At 67.7% G+C, this 26,787-nt stretch carries 25 protein-coding genes and 1 tRNA gene; 16 read left to right on the forward strand and 10 right to left on the reverse strand.

The annotated features are described in order from the left end of the window. Positions 1-6: 6 nt before the first annotated feature. Entirely contained in the window at positions 7-858 is an 852-nt protein-coding gene (gene speE, locus ACLNEE_RS02920) for a polyamine aminopropyltransferase (protein WP_411423036.1), read from the reverse strand. 94 nt (positions 859-952) lie between these two features. Between speE and arfB the strand changes: the two genes are divergently transcribed. Next, positions 953-1,405, forward strand: coding sequence for an alternative ribosome rescue aminoacyl-tRNA hydrolase ArfB (gene arfB / locus ACLNEE_RS02925; protein ID WP_411423037.1), 453 nt, complete (start codon positions 953-955; stop codon positions 1,403-1,405). A 17-nt stretch (positions 1,406-1,422) separates the two neighbouring features. Here arfB and mazG read toward each other — a convergent pair whose 3' ends face one another. From mazG to ACLNEE_RS02940, 3 genes are read right to left on the reverse strand one after another with little or no spacing between them, the layout of a single operon-like run. Continuing rightward, a complete protein-coding gene (gene mazG / locus ACLNEE_RS02930; protein WP_411423038.1) occupies positions 1,423-2,286 on the reverse strand; it encodes a nucleoside triphosphate pyrophosphohydrolase in 864 nt (287 codons plus the stop codon). A gap of 39 nt (positions 2,287-2,325) precedes the next feature. After that, positions 2,326-2,817, reverse strand: a complete 492-nt coding sequence (locus ACLNEE_RS02935; protein ID WP_412006752.1) for a metal-binding protein — start codon at positions 2,815-2,817, stop codon at positions 2,326-2,328. Next, on the reverse strand, positions 2,817-3,803 hold the full coding sequence (locus tag ACLNEE_RS02940) for a lysophospholipid acyltransferase family protein (protein WP_412006753.1): 987 nt from the start codon (positions 3,801-3,803) through the stop codon (positions 2,817-2,819). Before ACLNEE_RS02940 ends, ACLNEE_RS02935 begins: the two co-directional genes overlap by 1 nt. On the opposite strand from ACLNEE_RS02940, the gene ACLNEE_RS02945 reads away from it, so the two are divergent. After that, positions 3,804-3,875: transfer RNA gene (locus ACLNEE_RS02945), tRNA-Val, on the forward strand. A 96-nt stretch (positions 3,876-3,971) separates the two neighbouring features. Here ACLNEE_RS02945 and ACLNEE_RS02950 read toward each other — a convergent pair. Next, entirely contained in the window at positions 3,972-4,730 is a 759-nt protein-coding gene (locus ACLNEE_RS02950) for an AhpC/TSA family protein (protein ID WP_411423041.1), read from the reverse strand. Positions 4,731-4,826: 96 nt separating this feature from the next. Here ACLNEE_RS02950 and ACLNEE_RS02955 point away from each other — a divergent pair, with 96 nt between their 5' ends. Then, on the forward strand, positions 4,827-4,970 hold the full coding sequence (locus ACLNEE_RS02955; RefSeq protein ID WP_411423042.1) for a chlorophyll a/b-binding protein: 144 nt from the start codon (positions 4,827-4,829) through the stop codon (positions 4,968-4,970). A gap of 324 nt (positions 4,971-5,294) precedes the next feature. Here ACLNEE_RS02955 and bicA read toward each other — a convergent pair whose 3' ends face one another. Next, complete coding sequence (gene bicA, locus ACLNEE_RS02960; RefSeq protein ID WP_411423043.1) at positions 5,295-7,001, reverse strand: bicarbonate transporter BicA; 1,707 nt, start codon at positions 6,999-7,001, stop codon at positions 5,295-5,297. 497 nt (positions 7,002-7,498) lie between these two features. Between bicA and ACLNEE_RS02965 the strand changes: the two genes are divergently transcribed. The 10 genes from ACLNEE_RS02965 (at position 7,499) to ACLNEE_RS03010 (ending at position 18,974) form a co-directional block, all read left to right on the forward strand. Next, positions 7,499-8,839, forward strand: coding sequence for a cation:proton antiporter (locus ACLNEE_RS02965; RefSeq protein WP_411423044.1), 1,341 nt, complete (start codon positions 7,499-7,501; stop codon positions 8,837-8,839). A gap of 8 nt (positions 8,840-8,847) precedes the next feature. Next, positions 8,848-9,723: a DUF6671 family protein gene (locus ACLNEE_RS02970; protein ID WP_412006754.1), complete on the forward strand. Its 876-nt coding sequence runs from the start codon at positions 8,848-8,850 to the stop codon at positions 9,721-9,723. A gap of 467 nt (positions 9,724-10,190) precedes the next feature. Further along, a complete protein-coding gene (locus ACLNEE_RS02975) occupies positions 10,191-10,754 on the forward strand; it encodes a Crp/Fnr family transcriptional regulator (RefSeq protein ID WP_411424617.1) in 564 nt (187 codons plus the stop codon). A 141-nt stretch (positions 10,755-10,895) separates the two neighbouring features. Next, entirely contained in the window at positions 10,896-11,891 is a 996-nt protein-coding gene (locus ACLNEE_RS02980) for a sodium-dependent bicarbonate transport family permease (RefSeq protein WP_411424618.1), read from the forward strand. 49 nt (positions 11,892-11,940) lie between these two features. Beyond that, the gene (locus tag ACLNEE_RS02985; RefSeq protein ID WP_411424619.1) at positions 11,941-12,255 is read left to right on the forward strand and encodes a P-II family nitrogen regulator; all 315 of its coding nucleotides are present in this window, start codon (positions 11,941-11,943) and stop codon (positions 12,253-12,255) included. 654 nt (positions 12,256-12,909) lie between these two features. Further along, the gene (locus ACLNEE_RS02990; protein WP_411424620.1) at positions 12,910-13,473 is read left to right on the forward strand and encodes a Crp/Fnr family transcriptional regulator; all 564 of its coding nucleotides are present in this window, start codon (positions 12,910-12,912) and stop codon (positions 13,471-13,473) included. A gap of 248 nt (positions 13,474-13,721) precedes the next feature. Continuing rightward, the gene (locus ACLNEE_RS02995; RefSeq protein ID WP_412006755.1) at positions 13,722-15,059 is read left to right on the forward strand and encodes a CmpA/NrtA family ABC transporter substrate-binding protein; all 1,338 of its coding nucleotides are present in this window, start codon (positions 13,722-13,724) and stop codon (positions 15,057-15,059) included. Between the two features lie 115 nt (positions 15,060-15,174). Beyond that, the gene (gene ntrB, locus ACLNEE_RS03000; RefSeq protein WP_411423788.1) at positions 15,175-15,996 is read left to right on the forward strand and encodes a nitrate ABC transporter permease; all 822 of its coding nucleotides are present in this window, start codon (positions 15,175-15,177) and stop codon (positions 15,994-15,996) included. 46 nt (positions 15,997-16,042) lie between these two features. Continuing rightward, entirely contained in the window at positions 16,043-18,040 is a 1,998-nt protein-coding gene (locus tag ACLNEE_RS03005) for an ABC transporter ATP-binding/substrate-binding protein (protein ID WP_411423806.1), read from the forward strand. 97 nt (positions 18,041-18,137) lie between these two features. Then, complete coding sequence (locus ACLNEE_RS03010; protein ID WP_411423789.1) at positions 18,138-18,974, forward strand: nitrate ABC transporter ATP-binding protein; 837 nt, start codon at positions 18,138-18,140, stop codon at positions 18,972-18,974. A 37-nt stretch (positions 18,975-19,011) separates the two neighbouring features. Here ACLNEE_RS03010 and ACLNEE_RS03015 read toward each other — a convergent pair whose 3' ends face one another. After that, positions 19,012-21,699, reverse strand: a complete 2,688-nt coding sequence (locus ACLNEE_RS03015; RefSeq protein ID WP_411423790.1) for a cation-translocating P-type ATPase — start codon at positions 21,697-21,699, stop codon at positions 19,012-19,014. Positions 21,700-21,742: 43 nt separating this feature from the next. Here ACLNEE_RS03015 and ACLNEE_RS03020 point away from each other — a divergent pair, with 43 nt between their 5' ends. Then, the gene (locus ACLNEE_RS03020) at positions 21,743-22,651 is read left to right on the forward strand and encodes an SGNH/GDSL hydrolase family protein (protein ID WP_411423791.1); all 909 of its coding nucleotides are present in this window, start codon (positions 21,743-21,745) and stop codon (positions 22,649-22,651) included. 29 nt (positions 22,652-22,680) lie between these two features. On the opposite strand, the gene ACLNEE_RS03025 is transcribed toward ACLNEE_RS03020, so the two are convergent. From ACLNEE_RS03025 to ACLNEE_RS03035, 3 genes are read right to left on the reverse strand one after another with little or no spacing between them, the layout of a single operon-like run. Continuing rightward, complete coding sequence (locus tag ACLNEE_RS03025; RefSeq protein ID WP_411423792.1) at positions 22,681-23,946, reverse strand: mechanosensitive ion channel family protein; 1,266 nt, start codon at positions 23,944-23,946, stop codon at positions 22,681-22,683. Next, on the reverse strand, positions 23,939-25,264 hold the full coding sequence (locus ACLNEE_RS03030; RefSeq protein WP_411423793.1) for an extracellular solute-binding protein: 1,326 nt from the start codon (positions 25,262-25,264) through the stop codon (positions 23,939-23,941). The genes ACLNEE_RS03025 and ACLNEE_RS03030 overlap by 8 nt, the downstream gene beginning before the upstream one ends. 9 nt (positions 25,265-25,273) lie before the next feature. After that, positions 25,274-25,528 carry a hypothetical protein gene (locus ACLNEE_RS03035; protein WP_411423794.1) on the reverse strand — a complete coding sequence of 85 codons (255 nt, stop codon included), beginning with the start codon at positions 25,526-25,528 and terminating at the stop codon, positions 25,274-25,276. A 116-nt stretch (positions 25,529-25,644) separates the two neighbouring features. On the opposite strand from ACLNEE_RS03035, the gene ACLNEE_RS03040 reads away from it, so the two are divergent. Together ACLNEE_RS03040 and ACLNEE_RS03045 are read left to right on the forward strand one after the other, a co-directional pair. After that, complete coding sequence (locus ACLNEE_RS03040) at positions 25,645-26,133, forward strand: hypothetical protein (protein WP_412006756.1); 489 nt, start codon at positions 25,645-25,647, stop codon at positions 26,131-26,133. Then, positions 26,130-26,786, forward strand: coding sequence for a 2OG-Fe(II) oxygenase (locus ACLNEE_RS03045; protein WP_411423796.1), 657 nt, complete (start codon positions 26,130-26,132; stop codon positions 26,784-26,786). The genes ACLNEE_RS03040 and ACLNEE_RS03045 overlap by 4 nt, the downstream gene beginning before the upstream one ends. Position 26,787 lies beyond the last annotated feature (1 nt).

Here is a 26,787-nt window from a genome sequence, read left to right on the forward strand (position 1 = left end):
TCGGCTTCATCGGTTGAGGTCGCGCTCGATCGCGGCGGGCACGGCCTCGAAGGCCCCCCGCTGCCAGCGGGGACTCCAGATCTCACAACCGTCGGCGACGACAGCGGCACGCACGGAATCGGGCTCGAGGTAGCGGCGGCCGTCCGGGGCGGCGAAGGTCCAGCTCCACCAGCCGCTGGGGTACATGGGCACCCAGCCGTACATCGGGTCGGCGTGGCCGAACACCTCCCGCAGCAGCCGCACCATGGCCAGATGCACCTCCCGGAAGGCCTCGGGGGATTCGCTCTGGGTGGCGAACACGCCACCGGGTCGCAGCAGGCGGCGGCAGTGCTCGAAGAAGGCCCGGTTGAACAGCCCCTCGGCCGGTCCGGCCGGATCGGAGCCGTCCACGATCACCACGTCATAGCTGGCATCCGGAGCGTTGGCGGCCCAGGCGATCCCATCGCCCACCGTCAGGTGGAAGCGAGGGTCGCTCCAGCAGCCGCCACCGATCGTGGGCAGGTGCTGCTGGCTCCACTCCACGACCAGACCATCGATCTCCACCATGTCCAGATGGCGCACCCCGGGGTGGCGCAGGCATTCCCGCGCCGTCCCCCCGTCGCCCCCGCCGATCACCAGCACCCGCTCGACCGCCGCGGCACTGCAGAGGGCCGGATGCACCAGGCATTCGTGGTAGTGCCGTTCCTGCCGCTCGGCCGTCATCCAGCAGCCATCGAGCAGCAGGCCCTTGCCGTAGCGCTCGCTCTCGATGATGGTCACCGTCTGGAACGGCGAGGCCTGTTCGGCGATCACCCGGCCGGCCAGGCCGTAGCGCACGCCCTCGAAGACCTCGTCGATCCAGCCTGGGGGGTTGGCCATGGCCCGGGGGAGATGGTCGAACGCTGTCTCCGTACGGTTGCACAGTCCGGGTCCGGCCCCTGCGGTTCCGTTCCGTCCATGGCAGGCTCAGGGCATGGCCTCCGACCAGCCCAGCGGCGATCTGCGCATTACAGCGGCGGTGCGGATCCCGGCCGCGGAACTGCGCTGGCGCTTCTCGCGCGCTTCAGGCCCGGGGGGACAGAACGTCAACACCACCGACTCCCGCGTCGACCTGATGTTTGACCTGGCCGCTTCGGCGGCACTGCCGGAGGCCCTCAGGGCCCGGGCGCTGGAACGGCTGGCGCCGCGCCTGGTGGAGGGAGCCGTGGTGATCACCGCCCGCGAGCATCGCTCCCAGTGGCAGAACCGGGTGGCGGCCCAGCGGCGGCTGGTGGCCCTGCTGCAGCAGGCCCTGCAACCGCCACCGCCGCCCCGACGCCGCACCCGTCCGACCCGCGGATCGGTGGAGCGCCGGCTGGACTCGAAGCGGCAGCGCAGCGCCCTCAAGAGCCGGCGAAGCTCCCGGGTGCCGGTCCCGGAGGGCTGAGCCTGGCGGGCCCTCCCCTAGGCGGTGGGATCAGCCCCGGGCTGTTCAGCCTGGGCCTCGGCCCGGATCGCGGCCTTGGCCTGCTGCCAGTGCTGCTCCAGCTCGCGGATGCTCCGGCCCTGGAGATCGCCCCCCAGGGCGGCCTCGACGCGCGAGAAGCGTTCCAGGAACCGCCGGTTCGTGCCGGCGAGGCCCTCCTCCGGATCGAGGCCGCACCAGCGGGCCACGTTCACCAGGGTGAAGAGCACATCGCCGAGTTCCTCCTGGGCGTGAACCCTGTCGCCGCTGGCCACGGCCTCCTTGAGCTCCTCGAGCTCCTCGTGCACCTTCTCCCACACCCCCGCCATGGCCTCCCACTCGAAGCCGGCCGCGGCGGCCTTGCGGGAGATGGTCATGGCCCCGGCCAGGGCGGGCTGACCGCGCACCTTGCCGGCCAGCCGGTCGCTGAGGGGGGACGGGAGCGGGTCGGCCGCGGCGCTCCCCTGACGCTCGGCGGCCTCCTGGGCCTTGATCGCCTCCCAGCTGGCCTTCACCGCCGCACTGTCGGTGGCCTCGGCACCGGCGAACACATGGGGATGGCGCCGCACCAGCTTGGCGCCGAGGCCTTCGGCGATGCCCTTGAGATCAAAGCGGCGCTCCTCGGCCGCGATCTGGGCATGCAGCACCACCTGGAGCAGCAGGTCGCCGAGCTCTTCGGCGAGGTGGCGGTCGTCGCCGCGGCGGATGGCATCGGCCACCTCGTGGGCCTCCTCCAGCACGTAGGGCACCAGGGAGGCGTGGGTCTGCTCCAGATCCCAGGGGCAGCCGCCCTCGGGATCCCGCAGGCGGGCCACCACGGCGATCAGGTCCGCCAGGGCGGCCAGGGTGGGGTCGGAGACCATGGGCGCGGGTTCAGGGCTGGGCAGGTTCAGGGCTGGGCATCAGCGGCGGCGCCGCGATCGGGGCCAGCGCGGCATCGGGTCGCCATCCTGGATCAGGTGGAGCCAGCTGCTGGCCTCCACGCCCACCAGGGCGCTGACGATCGGTCCGCGCTGGTGCTGCCAGAGGTTCCCGGCCCAGCCGATCCACACGGAAGGCGCCGGGGTACCGAGGGGGGTGAGGGCCGCCGAGCCGGCCAGCACGAGGACGGCGAGATAGGCCAGGCGCACCGCCGTGCCCAGCAGTGGACTGTGGGAGAACAGCGAGCGGTGGGGGAGGACCTTGCGGTACGGCCACCACAGCCAGCCCAGGGGGCCCCAGCGACGGGTCGCGTTGGAGCGGGTGTCGAGGTCGGGCGAGAGCCAGAGCCCGCCCAGCAGGAATCCCGCTCCGGCGCACAGCACCCCCACCGGACCGAGGGCCGGTCCCCACAGCAGCCCGAAGGGCAGGGCGAGCAGGCCGGTGGCCCGGTCGTGGTGGCGGCCGCTGGCCATCAGCCGCTCCTGCCCAGGCTCCGGGCGGCCGGCGGGGGCAGCCGCCGGCATGGCGAGCCGCTGCCGTCGCCCTCCCGCCAGCGGCGGTTGATCCAGTAGTACTGGTCGGCATAGGCCTGGATCCAGGCTTCGTGCCAGCGCGCCACCGCCCCCGCCTGCTCCGCGAGGCCGTGGGGACCACTCCCGGGCCGGATGGGTTCGCCGCAGATCAGCCGGAAGGTGCCGTCGTCCTCGCGGACATGGGCCACCGGGAAGAGGGGGGCGCCGGTCTTCTGGGACAGGGCCACCGGGCCAGTGGCGAACTTGGTGCTGAGCCCCAGAAAGTCGACCACCAGGTCGCTGCGGTGGCTGTAGAGATCGGTCATCACCACCAGGCCGCAGCCGTCACGCAGGCTCTGCAGGATGCCGCGGGCATCGAACTGGGAGATCCAGCGGCAGTGGTTGTCGGCGCTGCGGGCGGCGTTCAGCAGCTCGTCGGCGCGGGGGTTGTGGGCCGGCCGGTAGATCACCGCCAGGTTGTCGAGGCGCTGGCTCAGCCAGCGCAGGCCCAGGTCCCAGCAGCCCAGGTGCAACGAGCCGATGATCACGCCCTGGCCCTGGCGCTGGCAGGCCAGCAGCTCGGCCAGGCCGGCACCCTCGGCCGTGATCCGGGCATCGGCGACCGGCTGGATGATCGATTCCAGGCAGGAGAGGAAGAAGCTCTCCAGCGACAGGCGGGCCAGAAGTTGCCTTTGCTGATCGCTGAGCTGGTCGCCGTACACCCGCTCGAGGTTCGTGGTGGCCGTGCTCAGGCGTCTGGCAAGGGCAGGCCGGGCCAGCCCGATGGCCAGATGGATGCCCCGCCGCATCGTGGCGTGGCGGCGACCGCGCAGCAGGGCCAGCAGCAGCCGCACCCCCAGGGCCTCGATGCGCCAGCGCAGCCGCTGCCACGCCGACGGGGGACGCCGTCGGCGACGCCTTCGTACCTGCGGTAGCGTCGTGCCCACGCGCGATTAGCTCAGCGGTAGAGCGCCTGCCTTACAAGCAGGATGTCGCTGGTTCGAACCCGGCATCGCGCATGGGCAAGGGTCGTGCTGAGGCAGGGATCCGGGGTGGAGGGCCATCAGGCGGCTGCACGGGTTGGGCTGGAGTATCCGCGAGACCACGGCTGCGGTTCAACCCAGGTAGGGATCCAGGAATCGGAGCGGCTCGCGCATCGTGGCCGAGAACCCCAGCAGTCCACGATCCCTGTGGACATAGAGCAGCGAGTCGTCAGCGTCGAGCAGGAAGGTGCCTCCCCGCTGGGTGAGGAAGTCGTCGCGGGGGACGTAGGTGCCCCAGTGCCCGAGCACTTCGCCCATGTTGCGCAGCCGGATGGTGGCCAGCTCGAACGGCCGCAGAAACCCCCTCCCTCCCGCGAGGGCGAACAGCGATCCCTGCAGCGGCGGCAACGGCGGGGCATGGATCACCGCCTCCTCGGCGATGCGCTGCGGCGCCTGTCGATCACCGGTGTAGCCGCGCAGCACCTCCGGGAGCGTGCCGGGCGAGCCCAGGCCCGCGCACATCAGCAGCAGGTTGCCCCACGCTCCGATCGGCAGCTGCAGCCCCGCATAGAGCCCAAGGGAGCGATGCAGGGCCGCATCCGGCACCGCCTGCAGCCGCTCCAGCGGCAGCGCGGTGAAGGCGCAGAAGCGCTGCCGGCCCGCCTCTGCCCCGATGCCGAAGGCCAGCAGGTTGATCCCGGCCGCCTCGAGCCGGGGCAGCCAGGCCGCCAGGGCCTGGGCGTACTCCAGGCTGTCGAAATCCCCCAGCTGCCCCCACACCACCACCAGGCGGCGCCGGCCCGTGCCCATGCCCTCGTGGCTGCCCAGCACCTCCAGCAGGGCTGGAGGTGCTGCGGCCGGAGGCTGGCCGATGCCGGGCGCGGGGGGCATCTACGTGGGAGCAGGACCGGGAGCCTCCAGCATGGCCGGGACCCGGCAACACGCCGTTGCACTCTGTTACAGTCTCCTTAACAAAACGCAACGCTCATGACGGACTCCACCAGCCGCTTCGGCTTCAGTTCCTTCGCCGAGACCTGGAATGGCCGCCTGGCCATGCTCGGCTTCGTGATCGGCCTGGCCACCGAGCTGCTCACAGGCCAGAGCATCCTGTCCCAGCTCGGCCTGGGTTGAGCGACATGACCACCGATTTCACCGCGGCCCTCGCCGCTCTCTTCGTCCTCACGGTGGTGCTCACCGCCATGGTGGCCTTCGTGCTCTCCCGCCCCAGCGACCTTTCGCCCAGCTCCCGATGATCGCCGCTCTCGCTCTCGTGCTGATCGTGGCCTGGATGGCCGGCGCCCTGCTCCAGCCCGACCTCGCCAGCTGATCTCCCCCTCCGTCCCCTCCATCCACCTGCGTCATGGCCAACACCCCGGCAGACGACAGGTGGGTTCAGGGCGCTGCCACGAATGCTTCTGAGCCCCTGTCCCTGGGCTGAACCCAGGGCGGTTTCACTCAGGCGACGGTGTTCAACGCCTGCTGCAGCGCCTCGGAGCGGCTGAGGCTGGCGTTCTCCGGCGGCAGCTTGGCGAACAGGCCGAGCTTCTCGAGCCGTTGGCGCGTGGTGCCTGTGGCGCCGACGACGAACACCTGGCGGCCCTTCTCGATGGCTTCCTCGACGGCGTTCTCCACCGCCAGGGCGGCGGTGACCCCGAGGTGGGACACCTCACTGAGATCGAACACCACGGCCTTGCAGTCGCCGATGGCGTTGTGCTCGCGGCCGATGGCCTTGGCCACCCCGAAGATCATGGCGCCGGTGAGCTGGAAGAGCAGCACCTGGCCCTGGCCCTGATCGAGCAGGCGCTTCTCCTCGGGTTCGAGCAGCAGGTCGCCATCGCCGGTGGAGACCGACTTGACGGCCCTGCTCTGCAGGGCGCTCATCTTGTCGATGGTGAGGATGTTGGCGATGAACACGCCGATGCCCACGGCGGCGATCAGGTCGACCAGCACGGTGAGGGCGATCACCAGGTACATGATCAGCGCGCCGGTGATCGAGATGCGGTGGGCGCGCTTGAGGAAGCTCCAGTCGACGATGTCGAAGCCGACCTTGAGGGCGATGCCGGCGAGGACGGCCTGGGGGATTTGGGCGGCGAGGCGACCGCCCACCAGGATCACCAGCATGAGGATGAGGGCGCGGCTGAGGCCGGAGAGGGCGCTGCGGCCGCCGGCCTGGATGTTGACCACGGTGCCCATGGTGGCGCCGGCGCCGGCGAGCCCCCCGAAGAGTCCGGAGACGAGGTTGCCGAGGCCCTGACCGATCAGTTCCTTGTTGGAGTCGTGCTCGGTGCGGGTGATGCTGTCGGCGATCACGGCGGTGAGCAGGGCGTCGATGCAGCCGAGCATGCCCAGCACAACGCCATCGATGAGCATCAGCTGGAGCTGGGGCAGCGCGAAGTGGGGCGTCACCAGATGGGGGAAGCCTGAGGCGATCGCGCCGATGCGGCGGATGCCCTCCACCTCGGCGGAGGCATCGGCGCCGCGCAGCAGGGTGAGCGAGAGGATCGTGCCGGCGATCAGGGCGATCAGCTGGGGCGGGGCGACCTTCTTGATGCGGGCCGGCGTGAACCAGAGGATGGCCAGGGTGACCAGGGCCAGGGTCACTTCCGCCGGTCGGGCACCGGCGATCAGGCCCGGCAGGTTGGTGAGGGTGCCGAGCACGCCGCCCCTGGGGATGGCCTGGCCGAGGAACGGTCCGAGCTGCAGCACCATCAGGATGATGCCGATGCCGCTCATGAAGCCCGAGATCACCGTGTAGGGCATCTGGGTGATGTAGCGGCCGAGGCGCAGCACCCCGAACAGGATCTGGAACACCCCGGCCAGCATCACCACGGTGAAGGCCATGGCCAGGCCGGTCTCCCGGTCGGGGGCCTGGCCGATCAGGCTGGCGATGACGGCGGTCATCACCACGGTCATCGGGCCGGTGGGCTCGGAGATGAGGGTGGGGGTGCCGCCGAAGAGGGCGGCGAAGAGGCCCACCAGCACGGCGCCCCAGAGGCCGGCGGCGGCACCGGCGCCGGAGGCGACCCCGAAGGCCAGGGCCATCGGCAGGGCGATCACCGCCGCGGTGACGCCGCCGAACAGGTCGCCCCTGATGTGGCTGCTGCTGAAGTGGTTCAGCAGGCGGAAGGCAGGTCGCCCGGGTGGCGCCGTCACTGTGGCCATCGCTACATCGTGGCGTGTTGGGCGGAACCTTAAGGGGTGGGATGGGCGTCTTGCCCCTGTGAGGCCGTCTTTCGGCTAAGGCCTGATGAGAATCGCAAGGATGGGGCGCTCGCCTCAATGCGGAGGCCGAAGGGCCCAGAAAATCCAGGGGCTGCGTTAAACCTTGGGCTCGGCAATCCGCAGGCCTGGCTGTGGTGTTACTTGTTGTTTTGCTGGCATTCTGGTTGGCCCTTCGTGTGCTCTTGGTCCTCGGTCAGGTGTCCCGGCACAGTCCGGAAGCCAGTCTGGCCAGGGATTTCCAGCGGGAGCTGCGCCACAGGGGGTTGATCGACTGGCGCTGGTCAGGTTCCGCGGGGGACTGACTGCCGGAGCTGGGCGAGCCGATTGATCACCTGTGCTGATTGCAGGCATCACGGGCTCCACTGGTTCCCGATGTGTTCAGGGCAACAGATCGGCCCCAATCCCACCTAAAACTCCTTGCACACCTTCCGCACCTGATGGATCCCTTGCCCGCGCTGCTGATGGAAGTCGGCAGCCACCAGGTTGAAGTGGCCGAGACCCTGATAGGGGTCGGTCGTTTTCTTGTGATTTTCGTGGCGGCGCGCGCCATGGCCGAGCTGATGGTGCGCCTGCAGCTGCCCACCATCCTCGGGGAACTGGTGGCCGGGGTTCTGATCGGCGCCTCCGGCCTGCATCTGGTTCTCCCTCCTGAGGCTCAGACCCAGCTCAGCTCCGCCGTTCTGGGGCTGGTCGGCTCCCTGGCGGATGTCACCCCGGACACGGTGGCCTCGATCTACCGCGAAACCTTTCCCAGCCTGGAGGCCGTGTCGCAGATCGGGCTCTTCGCCCTGCTCTTTCTCACAGGGCTGGAAAGTGAACTCGACGAGCTGGTGGCGGTGGGGGTGCAGGCGAGCACGGTGGCCTTCACCGGCGTGGTGCTGCCCTTTGCGCTCGGTACCGCAGGGCTCTACTTCATCTTCCATGTGCCCTTGATCCCGGCGGTGTTCGCCGGCGCCGCCATGACGGCCACCTCGATCGGGATCACGGCCAGTGTGTTCGGGGAGTTGCAGTGGCTCAAGCGCAAGGAGGGCCAGATCGTGATCGGCGCGGCCGTGCTGGACGACATCCTCGGCATCGTGATTCTGGCGGTGGTGGTCTCCCTCGCCGGGGGTGGTGCCTTCACGATTGGTCCGATTCTCAAGCTCTGCGCCGCGGCGCTGGTGTTCGTGGCGGCGGCGCTGTTCCTCAGCCGCACCGCGGCGCCCGGGTTCGACTGGGTGGTGGACCGCCTCAAGGCTCCCGGCGATGTGGCCGTGGCCAGTTTCGTGGTGCTGACGCTCAGCTGTTTTGCGGCCCAGGCCATCGGTCTGGAGGCAGCCCTCGGGGCCTTTGCGGCCGGGTTGATCCTCAGTGCCTCGAAGCACACCCACGACATCGACACAGCGGTCAAGCCCCTGGTGGCCCTGTTCGCCACCGTGTTCTTTGTGCTGATCGGCACCGGCATGGATCTGTCCGTGCTCAACCCCTTCGACCCCGCCAACCGGGAAGGCCTGATCGTGGCCGTGTTTCTCCTGGTGGTGGCCGTGGCGGGCAAGGTGGCGGCGGGTTGGTGCTACACCAGCAAGGAACCCACCAACCGCCTGGTGGTCGGGCTGGGCATGATGCCCCGTGGTGAAGTCGGTCTGATCTTTCTGGGCCTCGGCACCCAGGCCGGCATCCTCACCCCCGCGCTGGAGGCAGCGATTCTGCTGATGGTGATCGGCACCACCTTCCTGGCTCCGATCCTGCTGCGGGTGGTGATCGGCACCAAGCAGGCCCCCGTCCCCCAACCCTCCTGAGCCCCGGGATGGCGCCGGCGTCTCCCTATGCCGGATGCAGGGTCTGCCTCACCACGCTCCACGGCAAGGAGCGGGTGCTGGCCAGGCCCTTTTTTCATGGGCTCGGGGCTGAGCTGCTCGTGGCCGGCTGCGACACCGACCAGCTCGGCAGCTTCAGCGGTGAGATCGAGCGGCTGGCCGACCCTCTGACCACCTGCCGCCGCAAGGCTGCGCTCGGACTGGCCGCCACCGGGCTCCCGCTGGGCCTCGCCAGTGAGGGGAGCTTCGGGCCCCATCCCGCCGTGCCCTTCCTGCCGGTGGGCCAGGAGGTGCTCGTGTTCATCGACCTGGAGCGCGAGCTCACCGTGGTGGAACAGCGGCTGGAGCTGCGCACCACCTTCGCCAGCCGCACGGTTCGGCCGGCCGAGCTCTCCAGCGCCGCCTTCACGGCCTGGCTGCACCAGGTGCGCTTCCCGAGCCATGCCCTGATCGCCCGGCCGGCCCAGCCCAGTCCGCGCGCTGCCAGGCTCTGCATCAAGGCCATTCGCAGCCGGGCTGATCTGGAGGGGGCCCTGGGCCACTGCGCTGCCGCTTCGGACGATGGCGCGGTGCTGGTGGAAACCGACATGCGGGCCCATTGCAATCCCACCCGGATGGCCAGCATCCGACGGTTGGGATTCCAGCTCGTGCGGCGGCTTCGAGAGCTGTGCCCAGCCTGTGGTTCACCCGGCTGGGGAAGAACCGGCACGCTGGCCGGTCTGCCTTGCCGCTGCTGCGGCACCGCCACGTCGCTCACCGCCCAGGAGCGCTGGGGCTGTGCCGCCTGCGGCCGCACTGAGCTGAAGCCACGTCGGGATGGCAGGCGGGAGGCTGATCCGATGCACTGCCCCTGGTGCAACCCCTGAACCTGGTGCAACCCCGGATCAGCGTCAGCCAGCGGAGGTGGCCTGTGCCAGGGCGGGGCGACAGGGCAAAAAAAACCGCTTGAAGTGGACCTTCAAGCGGCTTGACCTCCAGGAAGCAAGCACTATGGGCAAACTTCCCGCCGTTCTCAATAAAAAGCTACACGGAATTCTGTGGGTGCCACTACGCCGGACTGGCGTCGATCACGCCACCTTATGGTTCCAATCTGGAATCCTGCAGGTCTGAGCCGACACATCCGCACAGGCAAGCCCTAAGGTTTGCGGACCAAATTTCATACGCGCTTCCTTCCATGTCTCTGGCGGGCTTTCAGGGCCCTCGACTGGTTTTCAGGCGTCGATGTCATCAGCTTTGCTTCTGCCTTCCATCGGCAGTTCTTGTCCTGTCCCTGTGCTGATTCTCTGAGGCTTTGCGCTTCCATTCCTCACCTCCCCCCGCGATGGTCATCTCCATGTCACGTCGTTGTCTGCGCCTGAGCCTCCGGGCTGGTGAGACGTTGCCTGCCAACATCGGCTGGCGGCTTGAACAGGGCTATCTCTGGTTGGCCCGCTGGACCGCGGGTGCCGACCCTCTCACGCTTGGGGTCTGGGGACCGGGCGAGTTGGTGATCCCGTCGCTGGTCGGCCTGTCGGATCTGGAATTGCGCTCCCTCTCGCCGGTGGTGGTGGTGGAGGAGGAGCCCTCGAGTGCGATGGAGCAGGAGTTTCTCCAGGACCAGCTGCGCCAGTCAGCCATGCTGTTGTTGCTCAGCCGCGTGCGACCGGCGGAATCCCGGTTGCTGCAGTTGCTCGATTGGTTCGGGACACGCTTCGGCACCATGACCGGCCAGGGGGTGCAGTTGCGGTTCGGGGAGAGGCCGCTGACCCATCAACAACTGGCCGACATTGCCGGCATGACCCGGGTCACCGTGACCAAGGCGCTCAGCCAGTTCCGTCAGGCCGGGTTGATCACGGGGCAGCAGGACGGTGCCCTGTTGCTGCGACGGCCTGTGGCTGACCTGTGGGAGTGCCACTGAACCCCCGATGGTCAATGCTTGTCCTGAGTTGCGGAGTTGATGCCGTGTTGATGCGTGTCCTGCTGGCCCGTTCCCCTCCTCGCTGAGGGTTCGGATTCCAGCCTAAACCTGAAAACTGCAAGCACCCCTAGAGGATCAAAGGTGTCCGACTTCTTAGAGCTTTTTATCAAGCAGCTCCAGTCTCCAACGCTTGGCTTCCTGATCGGCGGCATCGTGGTCGCCTCGTTTGGAAGCCAACTCGCGATTCCTGATTCGATTTACAGGTTCATCACCTTCTTCCTGCTGCTGAAGATTGGACTGACCGGTGGCATTGCCATTCGCAAATCCAATCTTGCCGAGATCTTCCTGCCTGCCCTGGCGGCGATCTTCCTGGGAATCATCATCGTTCTGATCGCCCGGTACACCCTGGCGAAGCTACCTGGAATCAAAGTGGCAGACGCCGTGGCCACAGGAGGCCTCTTCGGCGCCGTGAGTGGCTCCACCCTGGCGGCCGTTCTGCCCCAGCTCGATACAGCCGGTGTGGGTTACGAGCCCTGGACTGCAGCCCTCTACCCCTTCATGGATATCCCGGCCTTGGTCACGGCCATCGTTGTGGCGAGCGTCTACCTCAGCAACCATGGCGACAAGAGCTCGGGCAAGGTGGAGATCTGGCCGATCGTGAAGGAGAGTCTGCAGAGCTCGGCTGTCACCGCCCTGCTGCTGGGCCTGGCCCTGGGCATTTTCACCAAGCCTGAGCCGGTTTACGAGACGTTCTTCAACCCGCTGTTCCGTGGTTTCCTTTCTGTGATGATGATCATCATGGGCATGGAAGCCGCGCAGCGGATGAATGAGCTGCGCAAGGTGGCTCAGTGGTATGCGGTGTATGCCTTCATCGCGCCGTTCGTGCATGGCTTTCTCGCCTTCGGTCTTGGCCTTGTGATCCATCAACTCACGGGCTTCAGCTACGGAGGCTGTGTGGTTCTGGCGGTGATCGCTGCTTCCAGCTCTGATATCTCCGGGCCTCCCACCTTGCGCGCCGGCATCCCCAGCGCCAATCCATCCGCCTACATTGGCGCCTCCACCGCCATCGGCACTCCAGTGGCGATCGCGCTCTGCATTCCGCTCTTCATCGGCATCGCCGAAATATTGCCGAAATGATGGCCGGTAGTTAAAACTTCAAAGCAACAACCAATCGGAGGTCTACGTCATGAGTCAACAGGTTTGGAAGCTGGTGATCGTTGGGGAGGAAATCCTTTCCAAGAAGCTCATCAAGCTCATCAAGGCAGCAGGGGCCACTGGTTACACGGTGAATGCAGCCGGTGGTGAAGGTAGCCGCAATGTGCGCTCCACTGGAGATCCAAGCGTGTCGCATACGCTTTCCAATGTGAAGATCGAGGTTCTTACCGGCACCCGTGAGCTGGCCGACAAGATCACCCGTGAGATTGAGGCCAAGTACTATGCCGACTACTCCATCATCACGTATATTTATCAGGTTGAGGCTCTGCGCGACCATAAGTTCTGAGCCGAGCTGAATCGGCGTTTAGCTTCATCTGGCCCCGGCTGTGCCCTTGCGCCCAGCCGGGGCTTTTCGTGTGGGCTGTGGCGTGGTTGGCGCGGCTCCCGTTCCCGCGTCTGCAAGCAGGTGACGCTCCAGCGGCCTGGCCAGGCTCCGCGCTCCAGGGGGGGCTCTGGGGACGCACCTTGACGTGATCCCGCGTGTCCGGGCCGGGGGCGACCCCTGTGCAGGAGCCGCCAGGCCGGAGACCCCATCTGGCAGCCAGAGGCTTTGCCGTGCCCTCCCTCAGCATGGAGCCGCGGCGGTAATGGCGCTGCAGGTCATGGCTGAACCTGATTCTTGTAGCACCAGATCATCAGCATGTGATCGCTTGTGCTCCGGCCTGCAGTTGATCATCCCGGCTTATCCCTCCAATCCGTAATCCTGGCGCTTTGGGGTGCCGCAATGGCGCAAGAAAGCCTTAAGGTTCCCGGACTCAACTTCGGTGTGACGCCATCCATGACTCCGACGGTCTTCAAGGCCATCGGCTGCATCTGAAGGGTTGAGTCTTCCGGTGAATCATTGGTCTGTGGTCTGCAGATCCTTCTGATTCTTTGTGCCTTTGTTGTCGCGTTCAGTTTCTTTCCTTGCTCCTGTTGCTGTCCCGTTATGGCCGTCTCCATGTCACGTCGTTGTCTCCGCCTCAACCTGCGGGCCGGTGAGATGTTGCCGGTCGATCTTGGCTGGCGGATCGAGCAGGGTTATGTCTGGCTGGCCCGCTGCTGCCCGAGCGGCGACCCCCTCACCCTCGGGGTGTGGGGGCCGGGTGAGCTGGTGATCCCGGCCCTGATCGGTTTCTCAGGCCTGGAGCTGCGCTCCCTCTCCGCCGTTGTGGTGGAGGAAGAGCAGCCCAGCAGTACCCAGGAGCGCGAGTTCCTGGAGGGGCAGCTGCGCCAGGCCTCGATTCTGCTGTTGCTGAGCCGGGTGCGGCCGGCGGAATCACGGTTGCTGCACCTGCTCGATTGGTTCGGCACCCGCTTCGGCACCATGACCAGCCAGGGGGTGATGCTGCGGTTCGGGGACAGGCTCCTCACCCATCAGCAGTTGGCCGATATCGCTGGCATGACCCGGGTGACCGTGACCAAGGCCCTCACCCATTTCCGTCAGTCCGGTGTGCTGGCGACCCAGGCCGGAGGAGCGCTCCTGATGCGGGTCTCGGCTTCCGAGCTCTGGGACTGTCCCTGATCGGCCGATGGTCCTCCTTCCCCTGCCACCCCTCGTGGCCACCGTGATGTTGACGCCAGTCCTGCTGGCCCGTTCACCTCCCCCCTGAGGGTTCGAACCCAGCTTGGAGCCTAAGGCCTTCCCACTGCAAGGGTTGCCGCTTGATGGCTTGCCGCTTCCTTACTTCCTGCTTCATGTGATGGCCGTGGGCAACATCATGTCTGCCCATCGGTTTCGTTCGCCCGTGCCCTTCATTTCTACCTGTCGCCATGCTGAACCGACGTCGTTTTCTCACGCTTGCCAGTGGCTCCCTGTCCGCAACTCTGCTGCTGGCCGGGTGCATGGGCACCCCACCCACAGGTTCCGGTGGGGGTGCCTCTCCGGGAACCGGGGTGGATCAGGCTGCCAGTGCCAAACTCGAAACAGGCACCATCAAGCTTGGCTATATCCCGATTCTTGAAGCTGCTCCCCTGGTGGTGGGGGTGGAGAAGGGTTTCTTCGCCAAGCACGGGCTCAAGGTGGAGCTGGCCAAGCAGGCCAGCTGGCCCGCGGCCCGCGACAACGTGGTTCTCGGCTCCGGAGGCGGAGGCATCGATGGTGGCCAATGGCAGCTACCCATGCCCCACATGATCACGGAGGGCATCATCACCGATGGCAAGAAGGTGCCGATGTACGTGCTGGCCCAGCTGATCAGCCAGGCCAATGCCATCGCGGTGTCCAACAGCCTCAAGAACGACGATCTGGGAGTTGATCTCTCGTCCAAGGTGGATGTGTTCAAGCGCTTCCCCCAGAAGGAGGGGCGCAAGTTCCGGGCGGCCCACACCTACCCCAATGCCAACCAGGACATGTGGATCCGCTACTGGCTGGCGGCGGGTGGCATCGACCCGGACAAGGACATCGAACTGCTGACGGTGCCCTCCACCGAAACACTGCAGGGCATGCGCAACGGCACGATGGAGGCCTTCTCCACCGGTGATCCCTGGCCGTTCCGCATCGTCAAGGACAACATCGGCTACATCCCGGCCCTCACGGCCCAGATCTGGCCCTTCCATCCTGAGGAATTCCTTGCGGTGCGCGCCGACTGGGTCGACAAGCATCCCAAGGCCACCCTTGCTTTGATCAAGGGACTCATCGAAGCCCAGCAATGGGCCGACAAGCAGGAGAACCGTGATGAGGTGGCTGAGCTGATCTCCTCGCGGGCTTACTTCAACACCCCCGTTGAGGTTCTCAAGCCGGCTCTGAAAGGTCAGTATCAGCTGGGGGCCTCCCTGAAGGCGGAGAATGATCCCCTCAAAGGACCCATCTACTGGAGCAGCCCACGCGGTGTCATCTCCTATCCCTACAAGGGCCTGAGCCTCTGGTTCCTGGTGGAATCCCTGCGCTGGAACATGCACCCAGGCAAGCTCACCAGCATTGATCAGGCCAAGGCGATCGTCGACAAGGTGAACCGGGAGGATCTCTGGCGGCAGGCCGCCCAGGAGCTGGGACTCCCGGCTTCCGAGATTCCCACAGGATCATCGCGCGGCAAGGAAACCTTCTTTGACGGCGTGGTGTTTGATCCCGAGAACCCGCAGGCCTACCTGAACAGCCTGAAGATCAAGCGCTGATCCCGCTGCACTGATCCTGCTGCGCTGAAGCCGCAACCCTGGGTGGCTTCAGCGCCCTTCCTTGCCCCTTGTGATCAGCCAGGTCCCGATCCTCCGTTCACCTCACTACCCCTTCATGACCACCTCTCGTTTGCAGCCTGCCGGTTGGCTGTCGTGGTGGAAGACTCACCGCAAAGTGTGGCTTCCGCCCCTGCTTGGCATCGCTGGATTTCTTCTCTTCTGGCAGCTCAGCGCCAGCCTGGGGCTCACCCGGCTGCCCGGGCCCCTCAGCCTCTGGACCAACGAGCGCACCCGGGAGCTGCTGCTCTACCCCTTCTACGACCGCGGCGGCCTGGACAAGGGTCTGTTCTGGCAGACGGTGGCCAGCCTGGGCCGGGTGGCTCAGGGCTATTCCCTGGCTGCCATCGTGGGCATCGGGGTGGGGATCGCCGTGGGCCTCAATGCCTCCCTGAACCGGGCGCTCGATCCTCTGTTCCAGTTCCTGCGCATGGTGGCTCCGCTGGCGTGGGTGCCGATCGCCCTGGTGCTGTTCCAGAAGAACCAGCCGGCAGCCATCTTCGTGATCTTCATCACAGCTGTCTGGCCGATTCTGATCAACACGGCGGAAGGGGTGCGCCAGATCCCCCAGGACTACAGAAATGTGGCTCTCGTTCTGCAGATCTCGCGCTGGCGTTTCTTCACCAAGATCCTCCTTCCTTCGGCCTTGCCCTACATCTTCACGGGGCTACGCATTTCGATCGGGCTGGCCTGGCTGGCCATCATCGCGGCGGAGATCGTGATGAGCGGCATCGTGGGCATCGGCTTCTTCATCTGGGATGCCTATCAGCAGAACTACGTGAGTGACATCGTGCTGGCCGTGGTGTGGATCGGCGGAGTCGGACTCCTGCTCGATCGTCTGATGGCCTGGTTGCAGAGCCGGATCAGTCCGGGTCAGTGAAGCGGCCAGAGGCCCCTGTGATTTGTTCCTCTTGCACTGCCTTCCGATGACCCCCCCATCCCTTGTTCAGGTTCAGGAACTTGCCAAGACCTTTCCCCTTGCTGCTGGAAACACTTACCTCGCGCTCCAGGGAATCGACCTGGAGATTCGAACGGGTGAATTCATCTCCCTGATCGGCCATTCCGGCTGTGGCAAGAGCACGCTGCTCAACATGCTGGCCGGTCTTGATCACCCCTCCGAGGGGGTGGTGCTGGTGGATGGCGATCGGGTGCAGCGCCCCGGTCCGGACCGCATGGTGGTGTTCCAGAACTATTCGCTGTTGCCGTGGCTCACGGTGAGCGAGAACATCGCCCTCGCCATCGACGAGGTGTACCCCGACCTCAGCCGCCAGCAGCGCCAGGAGCTGGTGGACGAGCACATCGCCATGGTGGGCCTGGGCCCGGCCACCCACAAGCTGCCGCGGGAACTCAGCGGCGGCATGCGCCAGCGGGTGGCGATCGCCCGCGCCCTGGCGATCCGCCCCAAGCTGCTGCTGCTGGATGAACCCTTCGGCGCCCTCGATGCACTCACGCGGGGGAATCTGCAGGAGAAGCTGATGCAGATCTGCAACGACCACGCCCTCACCGCGGTGATGGTGACCCACGACGTGGACGAGGCGGTGCTGCTTTCCGACCGGATCGTGATGCTCACCAACGGCCCCGGTTCCCGGGTGGGCGGCATCCTCGACGTGGACATCCCACGCCCTCGCCGGCGTCTGGAGGTGGTGCACCACCCGAGCTACTACAGCCTGCGCTCGGAGATCATCTATTTCCTCAACCGCCAGAAGCGGGTGAAGCAGTGGCAGGCCAAGCCGCACCAGGTGGTGGCCCGCCACGGGCTCGAGAAGGTGAATCTGGATCTGGGCTTCATCCCGCTGGCGGCCTGTGCACCGCTGGCGGTGGCGGAGGCCAAGGGCTTCTTCGCCAAGCACGGCCTTGACGAAGTGACTCTCGTGCGCGAGACGAGCTGGCGCGGCGTGACCGACGGCCTGCTGGATCGCACCCTCGATGCGGCCCTGATGCCCTCGGGCATGCCCACCTGGATGACCGGGGGCGGGCACGGCGGCGATCCCACGCCGATCGTGTCGGCCCTCACCCTCAGCCGCAACGGCAACGGCATCACCCTGGCGTCGCGCCTGGCGGAGCAGGGGGTGAGCACGGTGGCCGACTACCGCGACTACCTGCTGCGCACGAACCGGGAGCCCCACACCATGGGGATCGTGCATCCGGCCTCGATGCACAACCTGCTGCTGCGCTACTGGCTCGCCGCCCACGCGATCGATCCCGACCGCGATGTGTACCTGCAGACCCTGCCACCGGCCCAGATGCTGGCCGACCTCAAGGACGGCTCCATCGACGGCTACTGCGTGGGGGAGCCGTGGAACGTGCGGGCGGCCCAGGAAGGCCACGGCTTCCCGATCGTGGGGGACCTGGAGATCTGGTCGGGCCATCCCGGCAAGGTGCTCGGTGTCCGCGAGGACTGGGCCCTGGCCTACCCCAACACCCACATCGCCCTCACCAAGGCGCTGCTGGAGGCTTGCCGCTACTGCGCCGACCCGACCCACTGGCACGAGCTGAGCCTGCTGCTGAGCGACCGGCGCTACCTGGGGATGAAGCCCGAGCTGATCCGCTTCGGTGCCGCTGGCGGCAACGGGGAGGAGAGCAGCTTCACGCCGCACACGCTCTTCTTCGGCGCCGGCGTCAACCGGCCCAGCCGCAGCGAACACCTCTGGATCCTCACGCAGCTAGCCCGCTGGCGGGAGATTCCCTTCCCCCGCAACTACGTGGAAGTGCTGGAGCGGGTGTGCGCCGTGAGCGTCTACAGCACCGCCGCCCGGGAGCTGGGCCTGGAGGACGTGAGTTACCAGCGCGGCGTGATCGAACTCTTCGATGGGGTTCCCTTCGAAGCCGACGATCCGATCGGCTACCTCAACCGGCTGCGGATCCACGACGACTACAGCGTGGCCGAGATCCCGATCGGCTTCCCGCGTCCGATGGCCTCCTGACGCGGCCGAACCTCACGCCTGCCCCCCTCTGTGCGCCTTGTGCGCCCTGTCCCCTGGCCCGGCTCCGCGCCCGCCCCCATCCACCCCACCCACTGCCATGATCACCACTCCGATCGGCCAGCCTGCCGCCGGCTCAGCCGCGGCACGCCCCCTGCTCTGCTTCGAGGCGCTCGGCAAGACCTACCTCACGCCCCGCGGTGCTTACCCGGTGCTGGAGAACATCAACCTCAGCATCGAGGCGGGTGAATTCGTCTGCGTGATCGGCCACTCCGGCTGCGGCAAGAGCACCTTGCTGAACATGGTGTCAGGCTTCGCCACCCCGTCCACCGGGCAGGTGCTGCTCAAGGGGGCCCCGATCGTGAAGCCCGGCCCCGACCGCATGGTGGTGTTCCAGGGCTATGCCCTGCTGCCCTGGCTCACCGCCTACGAGAACGTGCACCTGGCCGTGGATTCGGTGCACCCGAAGCTGCCGGAACGGCAGAAACGGAAGATCGCCATGGAGCACCTGGAGCTGGTGGGCCTGGCGGCGGCTGCCCAGAAGACGATCGGGCAGATCTCTGGTGGGATGAAGCAGCGGGTGGCGATCGCCCGGGCCCTGGCGATCCGACCGGAGGTGCTGATCCTCGATGAGCCCTTCGGAGCCCTCGATGCCATCACCAAGGAGGAGCTTCAGGAGGAGCTGCTGAACATCTGGAACACCCAGAAGTGCACCGTGCTGATGATCACCCACGACATCGATGAGGCCCTGTTCCTGGCCGATCGGCTGGTGATGATGACCAACGGCCCCGCCGCCGGGATCGGCGAGGTGATGACCATCGGGTTCCCCCGTCCCCGCAACCGGGAGGACATCATGGAAGACCCGCGTTACTACGAGCTGCGCAACCACGCGCTCGAGTTCCTCTACTCCCGCTTCGCGCACGACGACGCGGCCTGAGGGGCCCCGGCTTCAGGCCGCCTGGGGTGGGAGATCCTCAGCCGGCAACGCCGGTGGTGGGGCAGAGCTTCTCGCTCAGCCAGGCCACCGGCACCATGGCCAGAGGGGCCAGGCCGCACACCAGCCACTGCTGGCTGCTGAGAGGTTCGGTGTCGAAGAACCCGTTCATCCACTCCGTCTGGCTGAACACCACCTGCAACAGCAGCGCCGTGACGATCCCGCCCAGCAGCAGCGGTACCTGCTGCCACTGCTGCCAGCTGCCCTTGCTCACCTGGCTGATGCTCAGCAGGTACACCACCTGGGCGAGCACCAGGGCCTGAATCGCCATCGTGCGGGCCAGATCCAGATCGGCTCCCTGGCTTTCGGCCCCGAGCACCACCCCGAAGATCAGCACCCAGTAGAACGCCGACACCAGCAGCACCCGACGCACCAGGCCAGCGCTCAGCAGCGGCTGGTGCGGGGAGCGCGGTGGCTGGCTCATCAGCTGCGGGGGCCGCGGTTCGAAGGCCAGCGGCACGGACAGGGTCAGGGCGGACACCATGTTCAGCCACAGCACCTGCAGCGCGGTGACCGGCAGCTCCAGCCCCAGCAGGGCGCCGAGCAGGATGGTCATCGAAGCGCCGCCGTTGACGGGCAGCACGAAGGCCAGCGTCTTGCGCAGGTTGAGGTAGACACCCCGGCCTTCCTCCACGGCCGCCTCGATCGTGGCGAAGTTGTCGTCGGTGAGGAGCATGTCGGCGGCTTCGCGGGCGACCTCGGTGCCGCCCTTGCCCATGGCGATGCCGATGTCGGCCTGCTTGAGCGCCGGCGCGTCGTTGACCCCATCCCCCGTCATCGCCACCACGGCCCCCTCGGCCTGCAGGGCCTTGACCAACGCGAGTTTCTGAAGCGGAGCCATCCGGGCGAACACGTCCGTGTCCCGGGCGAGCTGTCGCAGCTCGGCCTCGCTGCGCCCCTCCAGGTCCCGGCCCTCCACAGCCCGGACCGGGCGGCCGGTGGCCAGCCCCAGCTGGGTGGCGATCGAGCGGGCGGTTTCCAGATGGTCGCCGGTGATCATCTTCACCGTGATGCCCGCCTGCTGGCAGGCCAGCACGGCGGCCTGGGCCTCCGGTCGGGGCGGATCGAGCATGCCCTGCAACCCGAGAAACTCCAGCTGGCCGGCCAGCTGTCCGTGCACCAGCCGCTCCTGTTCGGCCGGTGCGCGGCCGATGGCGAACGCCAGCACCCGTTGACCCTGGCGGGCCATGGCACGGACGGCGGTCTCGATGGCTTCGCGATCCAGCGGTTCACGGCGGCCATCGGCCCCGAGCTGGTGGCTGCAGCGCTCCAGCACGGCTTCCACGGCTCCCTTCATCAGGATCCGCTGATCGCCATGCAGGGTGGCCATGAACTGCTGCTCGGAGGCGAACGGAATCGCGTCCCGTCGCGGATGGTCCTCCAGGGCGGCGCGTCGGTCCAGACCCACCGTCTCGGCGGCGCGCAGCAGGGCTGTCTCGGTGGGATCCCCCACCAGCCCCTCCCGGTGGCTGGCTCGGGCGTCGTTGCAGAGCAGGCCGGCCAGCAGGGTTTCCTGCAGGGCCACGTTCCGGCTGAGGGGATCGGCGACCCCGCTCCTGCCCTCCGTGCCCGGCCAGAGGCGGTCGAGGCTCAGGCGCTCGCCGCCGGCGTAGACCTCCTGCACCGTCATCCGGTTCTGGGTGAGGGTGCCTGTCTTGTCCGAGCAGATCACCGTGGTGCTGCCCAGGGCCTCCACCGCCGGCAGCTTGCGCACGATGGCATTGCGGCGCGCCATGCGGTTGACCCCGATGGCCAGGGTGATCGTGACGATGGCCGGCAGTTCCTCGGGGATGGCTCCCACGGCCAGGGCCACGGCGCCGTCGAACATCTCGGCGGCTTCGCGGCCACGGGCCACGCCCACCAGAAAGGTCAGGCCGGCCAGCACCACCACGAGCTGCAGCAGGGTGCGGGTGAACCCGCGGAATTTCCGGGTCAGGGGCGTGCTCAGGTTCACCTGTTCCGCGAGCGAGCGGGAGATGCGCCCCACCTCGGTGCCGTTTCCGGTGGCGACCACCAGACCGCGCCCCTGGCCCGCGGTCACCAGGCTGCCGGCGTAGGCCATGCCGCTGCGCTCGGCGACCGCTGACGGGGATGGCACTGGCGCGGTGCCCTTCGGCACCGGCAGGGATTCGCCGGTGAGGGCCGATTCGTCGACCTGCAGGCTGCGCGCCTCGAGCAGGCGCAGATCGGCCGGCACCTTGTCTCCGGCATCCAGCAGCACCACATCGCCGGGGACCAGCTCCTCCGAGTCGAGCCGCTGGCGGAGGCCATCACGGACCACCTCCACCTCCGTGCGCACCGCCAGCGCCAGGGCGGCGATGGCGGTTTCCGCCCGGTGCTCCTGGATGTAGCCGATCACCGCATTGATCAGGGTGACACTCCAGATCACCCAGGCCTCGCCGGGTTCTCCCAGCAGCAGCTTCACGGTTCCCACCCCCAGCAGGGTGTAGAGCAGCGGATCGTTGAACTGGCCGAGGAAGCGCCGCCAGGCCGGCTGGGCTTCCCGGTGCTCGAACCGGTTGGCCCCCCACGCCTCCAGGCGCCGCTCGGCTTCCCCGCCGGGGAGTCCCTGCCCAGGGTCACTCTCCAGGGCTTTGAGCAGGTCGACCGCCGGCGTGGCGTGGGCCTGGCCGAGCAGGGCGGTTGGTGCGGCAGGCACGCCAGGCATGGCCCCATCATGACGTTGCGATGCCGTTCCGTGGCGCCGAGCGATGACGACCTCCCTGGTGATGCTGGGCGACAGCCTGGTGGATACGGGCAACCTCGACGAGCTGGCCCGGCTGGTGGGTCAGGATCCCTTCGAGGAGCGGATCTATGACCGCGGCGGCAACGTCAAGGCCTCCGACGGCCCGGTGTTCGCCGAGCAGATCGCCCGCCGGCTCGGTGCCCGTCTGAACTCCATCGAGCGGGTGAACCTGCTCGATCTGCCGGCCAGGCTGATCTTCGGCAGCGGCGGCCCGGCACCCCAGCTCCTCAACTACGCCTATGCCGGAGCCACATCGGGTCTGGCGGGCTCCCGTCGCGCCGGACTGGCCCCCTTCCCGCTCGGTCTGCTGTCCCAGGCCCGGCTCGCCAGCTCCACGCTGCCGGCCCGGGACGATCTGGATGCGCTGATCATCGCCGGCAGCAATGACCTCACGGATCTGGCGCACCGCCCGAGGGCCCTGCTGAAGGTCCTCAGGAGCCCCGGTCAACGGGACAACCGCCGCCTGCGCGACCGCACAGCCCGGCGGATCGCGGCCAACGTGCGGCGATCGGTCGACACGATCACCGGTCAGGTGGATGAGACCCTGATCGTGGGCCTCGCCCCTCTGAGTGCAACGCCTTACCTGCAGCGGGTGGCCTCCCGCTTCTCACCCTCCCTCGAGGAGGCGTTCCTGCGCTTCATCGACAGCACCGCCCGCCGGGTGAACCGCAGGCTGGAACGCCGTTTCAATGCGCCCGGCCGTGACGATGACGTGCTCGTGGTGGATGGGTTCAAGGCCTGGCAGAGCGTGGCCGCCCCCCGCTTCCTCGACGATGTCCACCCCACATCCCGAACCAGCGGAAGACTGGCGGATTTCGTGGTTCGCGGGATTGCCGGCTCCTCCGATCTGAGCAGCTACGGCTTCGCGACCTGAGCGGGCTTGCTGTCGGTTGAAGCGTCGGTTCAAGAGTCGGCTGAAGCGTCGCTTGAAGACGCCGGATCGGCAGCGCTCGCCTCAGCCTGGTGCAGCACGCGCTGCGGGAAGGGGATGGAGATTCCCTCCCGGCGGAAGTTCTGCCATACCGCCGTGCTCACGGCGCTGCTGATCGAGATGTTGGTCATCGGATCGGTGATCCAGAAGCGGAGGGCGTACTCGATCGCCGAGTCGCCATAGCCCAGCACCAACCCCTTCGGCGGCGGGCTGCTGAGCACGCCGGAGACCTCGGATGCGGTTTGCTCCAGCAGGCGGATCACCTCCGCCGGATCATGCTGGTAGGCCGCCCCGACGAGCACCTGGCCGCGACGGAGTCGATCGGTGCCGGTGTAGGTGGTCATGGTGGTGGTGAAGAACGTCTGGTTCGGGATCACCAGCTCGGCGTTGTCCCGGTCGCGCCAGAGCACGGCGGCCCGCAGGCCCAGGCGGCGCACCTCACAGGGGTCGCCCTCGACGAACAGAACATCGCCGGGTCGCACCGATCCCTCGAACAGCAGCCACAGCCCGCTGATGAAGTTGGAGAAGACTTCCTTGATCCCGAAGCCCAGTCCCACCGACAGTCCCCCGGCCACCGCCAGGATCGCGGTGCGGTTGAAGCCGATCTGATCGAGGGTCCAGATGATCCCCACCGCCACGACCGAGTACTGCAGCAGCAGCGCCAGGGCGCGACGCCCGCTGTCGCTGATTCCGATCACCCGCTGCGCCAGCTGAGCCAGGGCATGGGTGGGAGGCCCTGAACCCATCAGCAGCAGATACAGCACCAGGGCGGCGAGGAAGACCTGGCCGGCCGTCACTTCGGTGCCGAACCAGGAACCCAGGGAGATCAGCGCCAGATTCCGGGGTGCATCCACCTCCCTGATCATCAGGCCAAAGGCGATCAGCAGATACAGCGGCCGCAGCAGGCCGATATCGAGTTGCTGAAGTTGCTGGGCAGGCATGGTGTGGTGCAGCCGGCGCCGCAGCATTCCGAGCCCGAACCAGCCGGCGGAGAGCAGCAGGATCACGACCAGCAGCCGGTGGGGCCGGGCCAGGAGCGCCAGCAGCAGGGCGAACAGGGCCAGGCTTCCCAGCAGGGCCTGACGACGCAGTCGCAGGCCGTGCGGTGCCCCCCCCAGCCGGCGGCCGAGCCAGTAGTAGACGATGACAGTCAGCACCGCCCCCGCCAACTGCAGCAGCACATCGGGGCGCTCCAGGTACCCCACCCACCCCGCGCTCTCGAGCAGCAGTTCATTCATGGGGCTTCTGGCGGAGGATCTTGATCAGGGCGTCGGTGGCGCTGGCGCTGTCCAGTTCGCCGTAGCGGAACTGCGTGAGGATCTTGTTCAGCGCGTTCTTCTCTGTCCTCAGGGCGATCAGCTCTTCGGTGAGGTTCTGGGCCTCGCTGGCCTGGCGCTGGGCGGCCAGCAGGGCCGCCAGGTTGGCGGAACTGGCCACCGGCAGCGTCGCCCCCCGGCTCACCGGCAGCAGCCCCTGGGTCTGGATCGTGAAGGCACGTTGCACCGGAGGGTTCAGGGTGAAGCGCGCCAGGGCCTTGGCGACGTTCCGTTGCCGGGGGCTGGAATTGCGGCCGAACGTCCACATCCGCACGGTGGAGATCGGGCTGGCGGCCCCGCCCGGGCCTGAGGGAAGCGGCGCCAGTGCCAGATGGCTTCCCAGCTCCTTGCGCAGCAGCGAGGCATCCTGACTGCGGCAGTGGATCCAGTCGAAGCGCCCCGTCCGCAGGCCCTCCACCAGTTCCCCCTGGGACCCCGCGAAGCTGATCCGCTGCTGCAGATCGGCGTTGCGCAGCCAGCCCAGCCAGTTCTGGATGGCCTGGATTCGTTCGGGGGTGGCTGCGGCCCCCCGTCTCACCTGGGCAATGCTCTCGAGAGCCCCCAGGCTTCCCATCGTCCAGGCCAGGTTGCCCAGATCCAGGGTGAGGCCGATGCTCTGACCGCGGCTGCTGGCCTCCATCAGGGCGCTCAGCGTTTCCGGCGCCTGGGCCATGCGACGCCGATCGAAGCAGGCGAGCTGCGGTTCCTGGCCCACCGGCAGACCGAACCACTGGTGCGGCGCCGACCTCACGTACGGGATCAGTTCCGTCCGCACCAGCTCACTGGAGGGGTTCGGCACCGCAATCGCGGTCACCAGCTGGTTCTGGTGGAGGGTCTCGGCCGTGAGGCCATCCACCAGCATCAGGTCAGGACCCAGGCCGCTGTGGGTGCGCCGGCGGATCTCTTCGACGAACCGGTCGCGGTCGAAGACCAGCACCTCCAGGTGCACACCTGGGCGCACCTCACGAAAGGAGCGCTGCAGGTGGGAGAACCGCTCGCGGAGCTGCTTCTGCCGCTCCAGCTCGGAGGCCAGGTCAGGCGCCCTTTCGACCCCGATGGCGACGTACACGATGGTGTGGAGCCCGCCCTCCAGCCGGCCGTTGCCGGGGGTGCAGCCCGCCAGCGCACTCAGCAGCAGCAGGCCGGTGGTTGCGGCCAGGGTGGCTCCGGCCCGCCCTGGACGGTGCCTCCGGCTGGTGGTGGAGGGGGAGGCTTGGCGGGGCGGGTGCGGGATGGCCACCGGTGGGCCTCAGTCTTCCGGGTAGAGCAGAGCGGCCAACTCCTCGGCATCGACGTCATAGACGCGGGCCAGGGTGGTCTCGATCGCGCTGGTCACCACGTCGGGAAGGAAGCGCATGGCGTTGATGGCGTCGTCGGCGATCTCCTCGGTGAGCATCGGCTCCCCGCCCAGCTTCTCGTCGTTGATCACAGCCATCACCCAGCTCTGATAGGCGGTGACCAGATCGGCGAACTCGAGCTCCGGGTCGTTCAGGTCCAGGGCCATCCGGCGTCTCCAGGGACGTTGCCCCTGCAGTTTGCCCACTGGCGAGGATGGCTGCGCAGATGCCGGCGCGCTCCGTGACCGATCCGACCGCTGTTTCCAGGCCTGAAGCTGCTGCCGTGCCTGAGGCCTCGCGCCTGCAGGCCACGTTGTTCGATTTCGCCATCACCGAGCTGGTGCGCCAGCACCGCGACAGTTTTCAGCCCGCCTGGAGCGCCGAGGGCTGGGCGAAGCTGCTGATCTGGCTGGCGCTCAACTGCGGCTGCTCCGGCGACCAGGCCAGCCTCGAGGCCTTCGCCACGGCCCTGGGTCCCGCTCTGCGGACCCGGTTGCGGCGGGTGTATTTCGAACGGGAGCTGACCGCCCTGGATCTCCGGCTGATGGCCGATCCGGCCGAGCCCCAGGCCCTGGTGCTGCCGCTGGCGCCGGCTGGTGAGCCCCTCACCCTGGAGCGTGCCGCCGCCGCACTGGAGCAGGTGGGCCTGGCGGCGAGGCTGGATCCCGACACCGCCCGCTGGCGCTGCTTCGAGGCGGCGGTGGCGATTCCCTGGGCCCAGCCCCCAGCGCCCCCTGCCGCCGCGCCCCCTGCCGCAACCGCCCAGCCATGAACCTGATCGCCAGCTACCGCAACGCCGGCTACGAGGCCGTGGCCGATGCGGTGATCGCCTTCTTCGACCGTCGCCCCGATCTGCAGCGGCCCGGGGTGGCCTTCGGACCCGAAGCCGGGCCAGGGGCCGCGCCGGACCAGGCGCCCGCCATGGCGCCCGCCAAGGTCTCCACCGACATCAGCCTGGTGGCGATCGACCGCAGCGATCCGGAGGCCTTCGCCCTGGCGGAGGTGATCCTGCGCGGGGTGAACGCCGGGCTGGCCCACTACCTCCGGGAGCGGCCCCTGCTGGGCTCCTGCTGCCCCGAGCAGAGCCTGTTCGTGAACCCGATCTTCAACCTGCAGCGCTATGCGCCCGGCGAGGGATTCCACGCCTGGCACTGCGACTGGACCCTCAGCGACGAGGCCACCGAACCGCAGGCCCGGGTGCTGGCCTGGATCCTCTATGCCAACTCCCTGCCGGAGGGCGGCACCGAGTTCCACTGGCAGGGCCACCACGAGGAGGCCGAGCGGGGCAAGCTGCTGATCTTCCCGGCGGGGGTGTCGCACATCCACCGCGGCCGGGTGAGCCAGTCGCACACCAAGACCATCGCCACCGGCTGGATCAACGCCGGCCGGCTGGAGGACTATCTGCGGCGGCTGGCGGCGGGCTGAG

Source organism: Aphanothece stagnina RSMan2012 (assembly GCF_046764815.1).
GTDB lineage: Bacteria > Cyanobacteriota > Cyanobacteriia > PCC-6307 > Cyanobiaceae > NIES-981.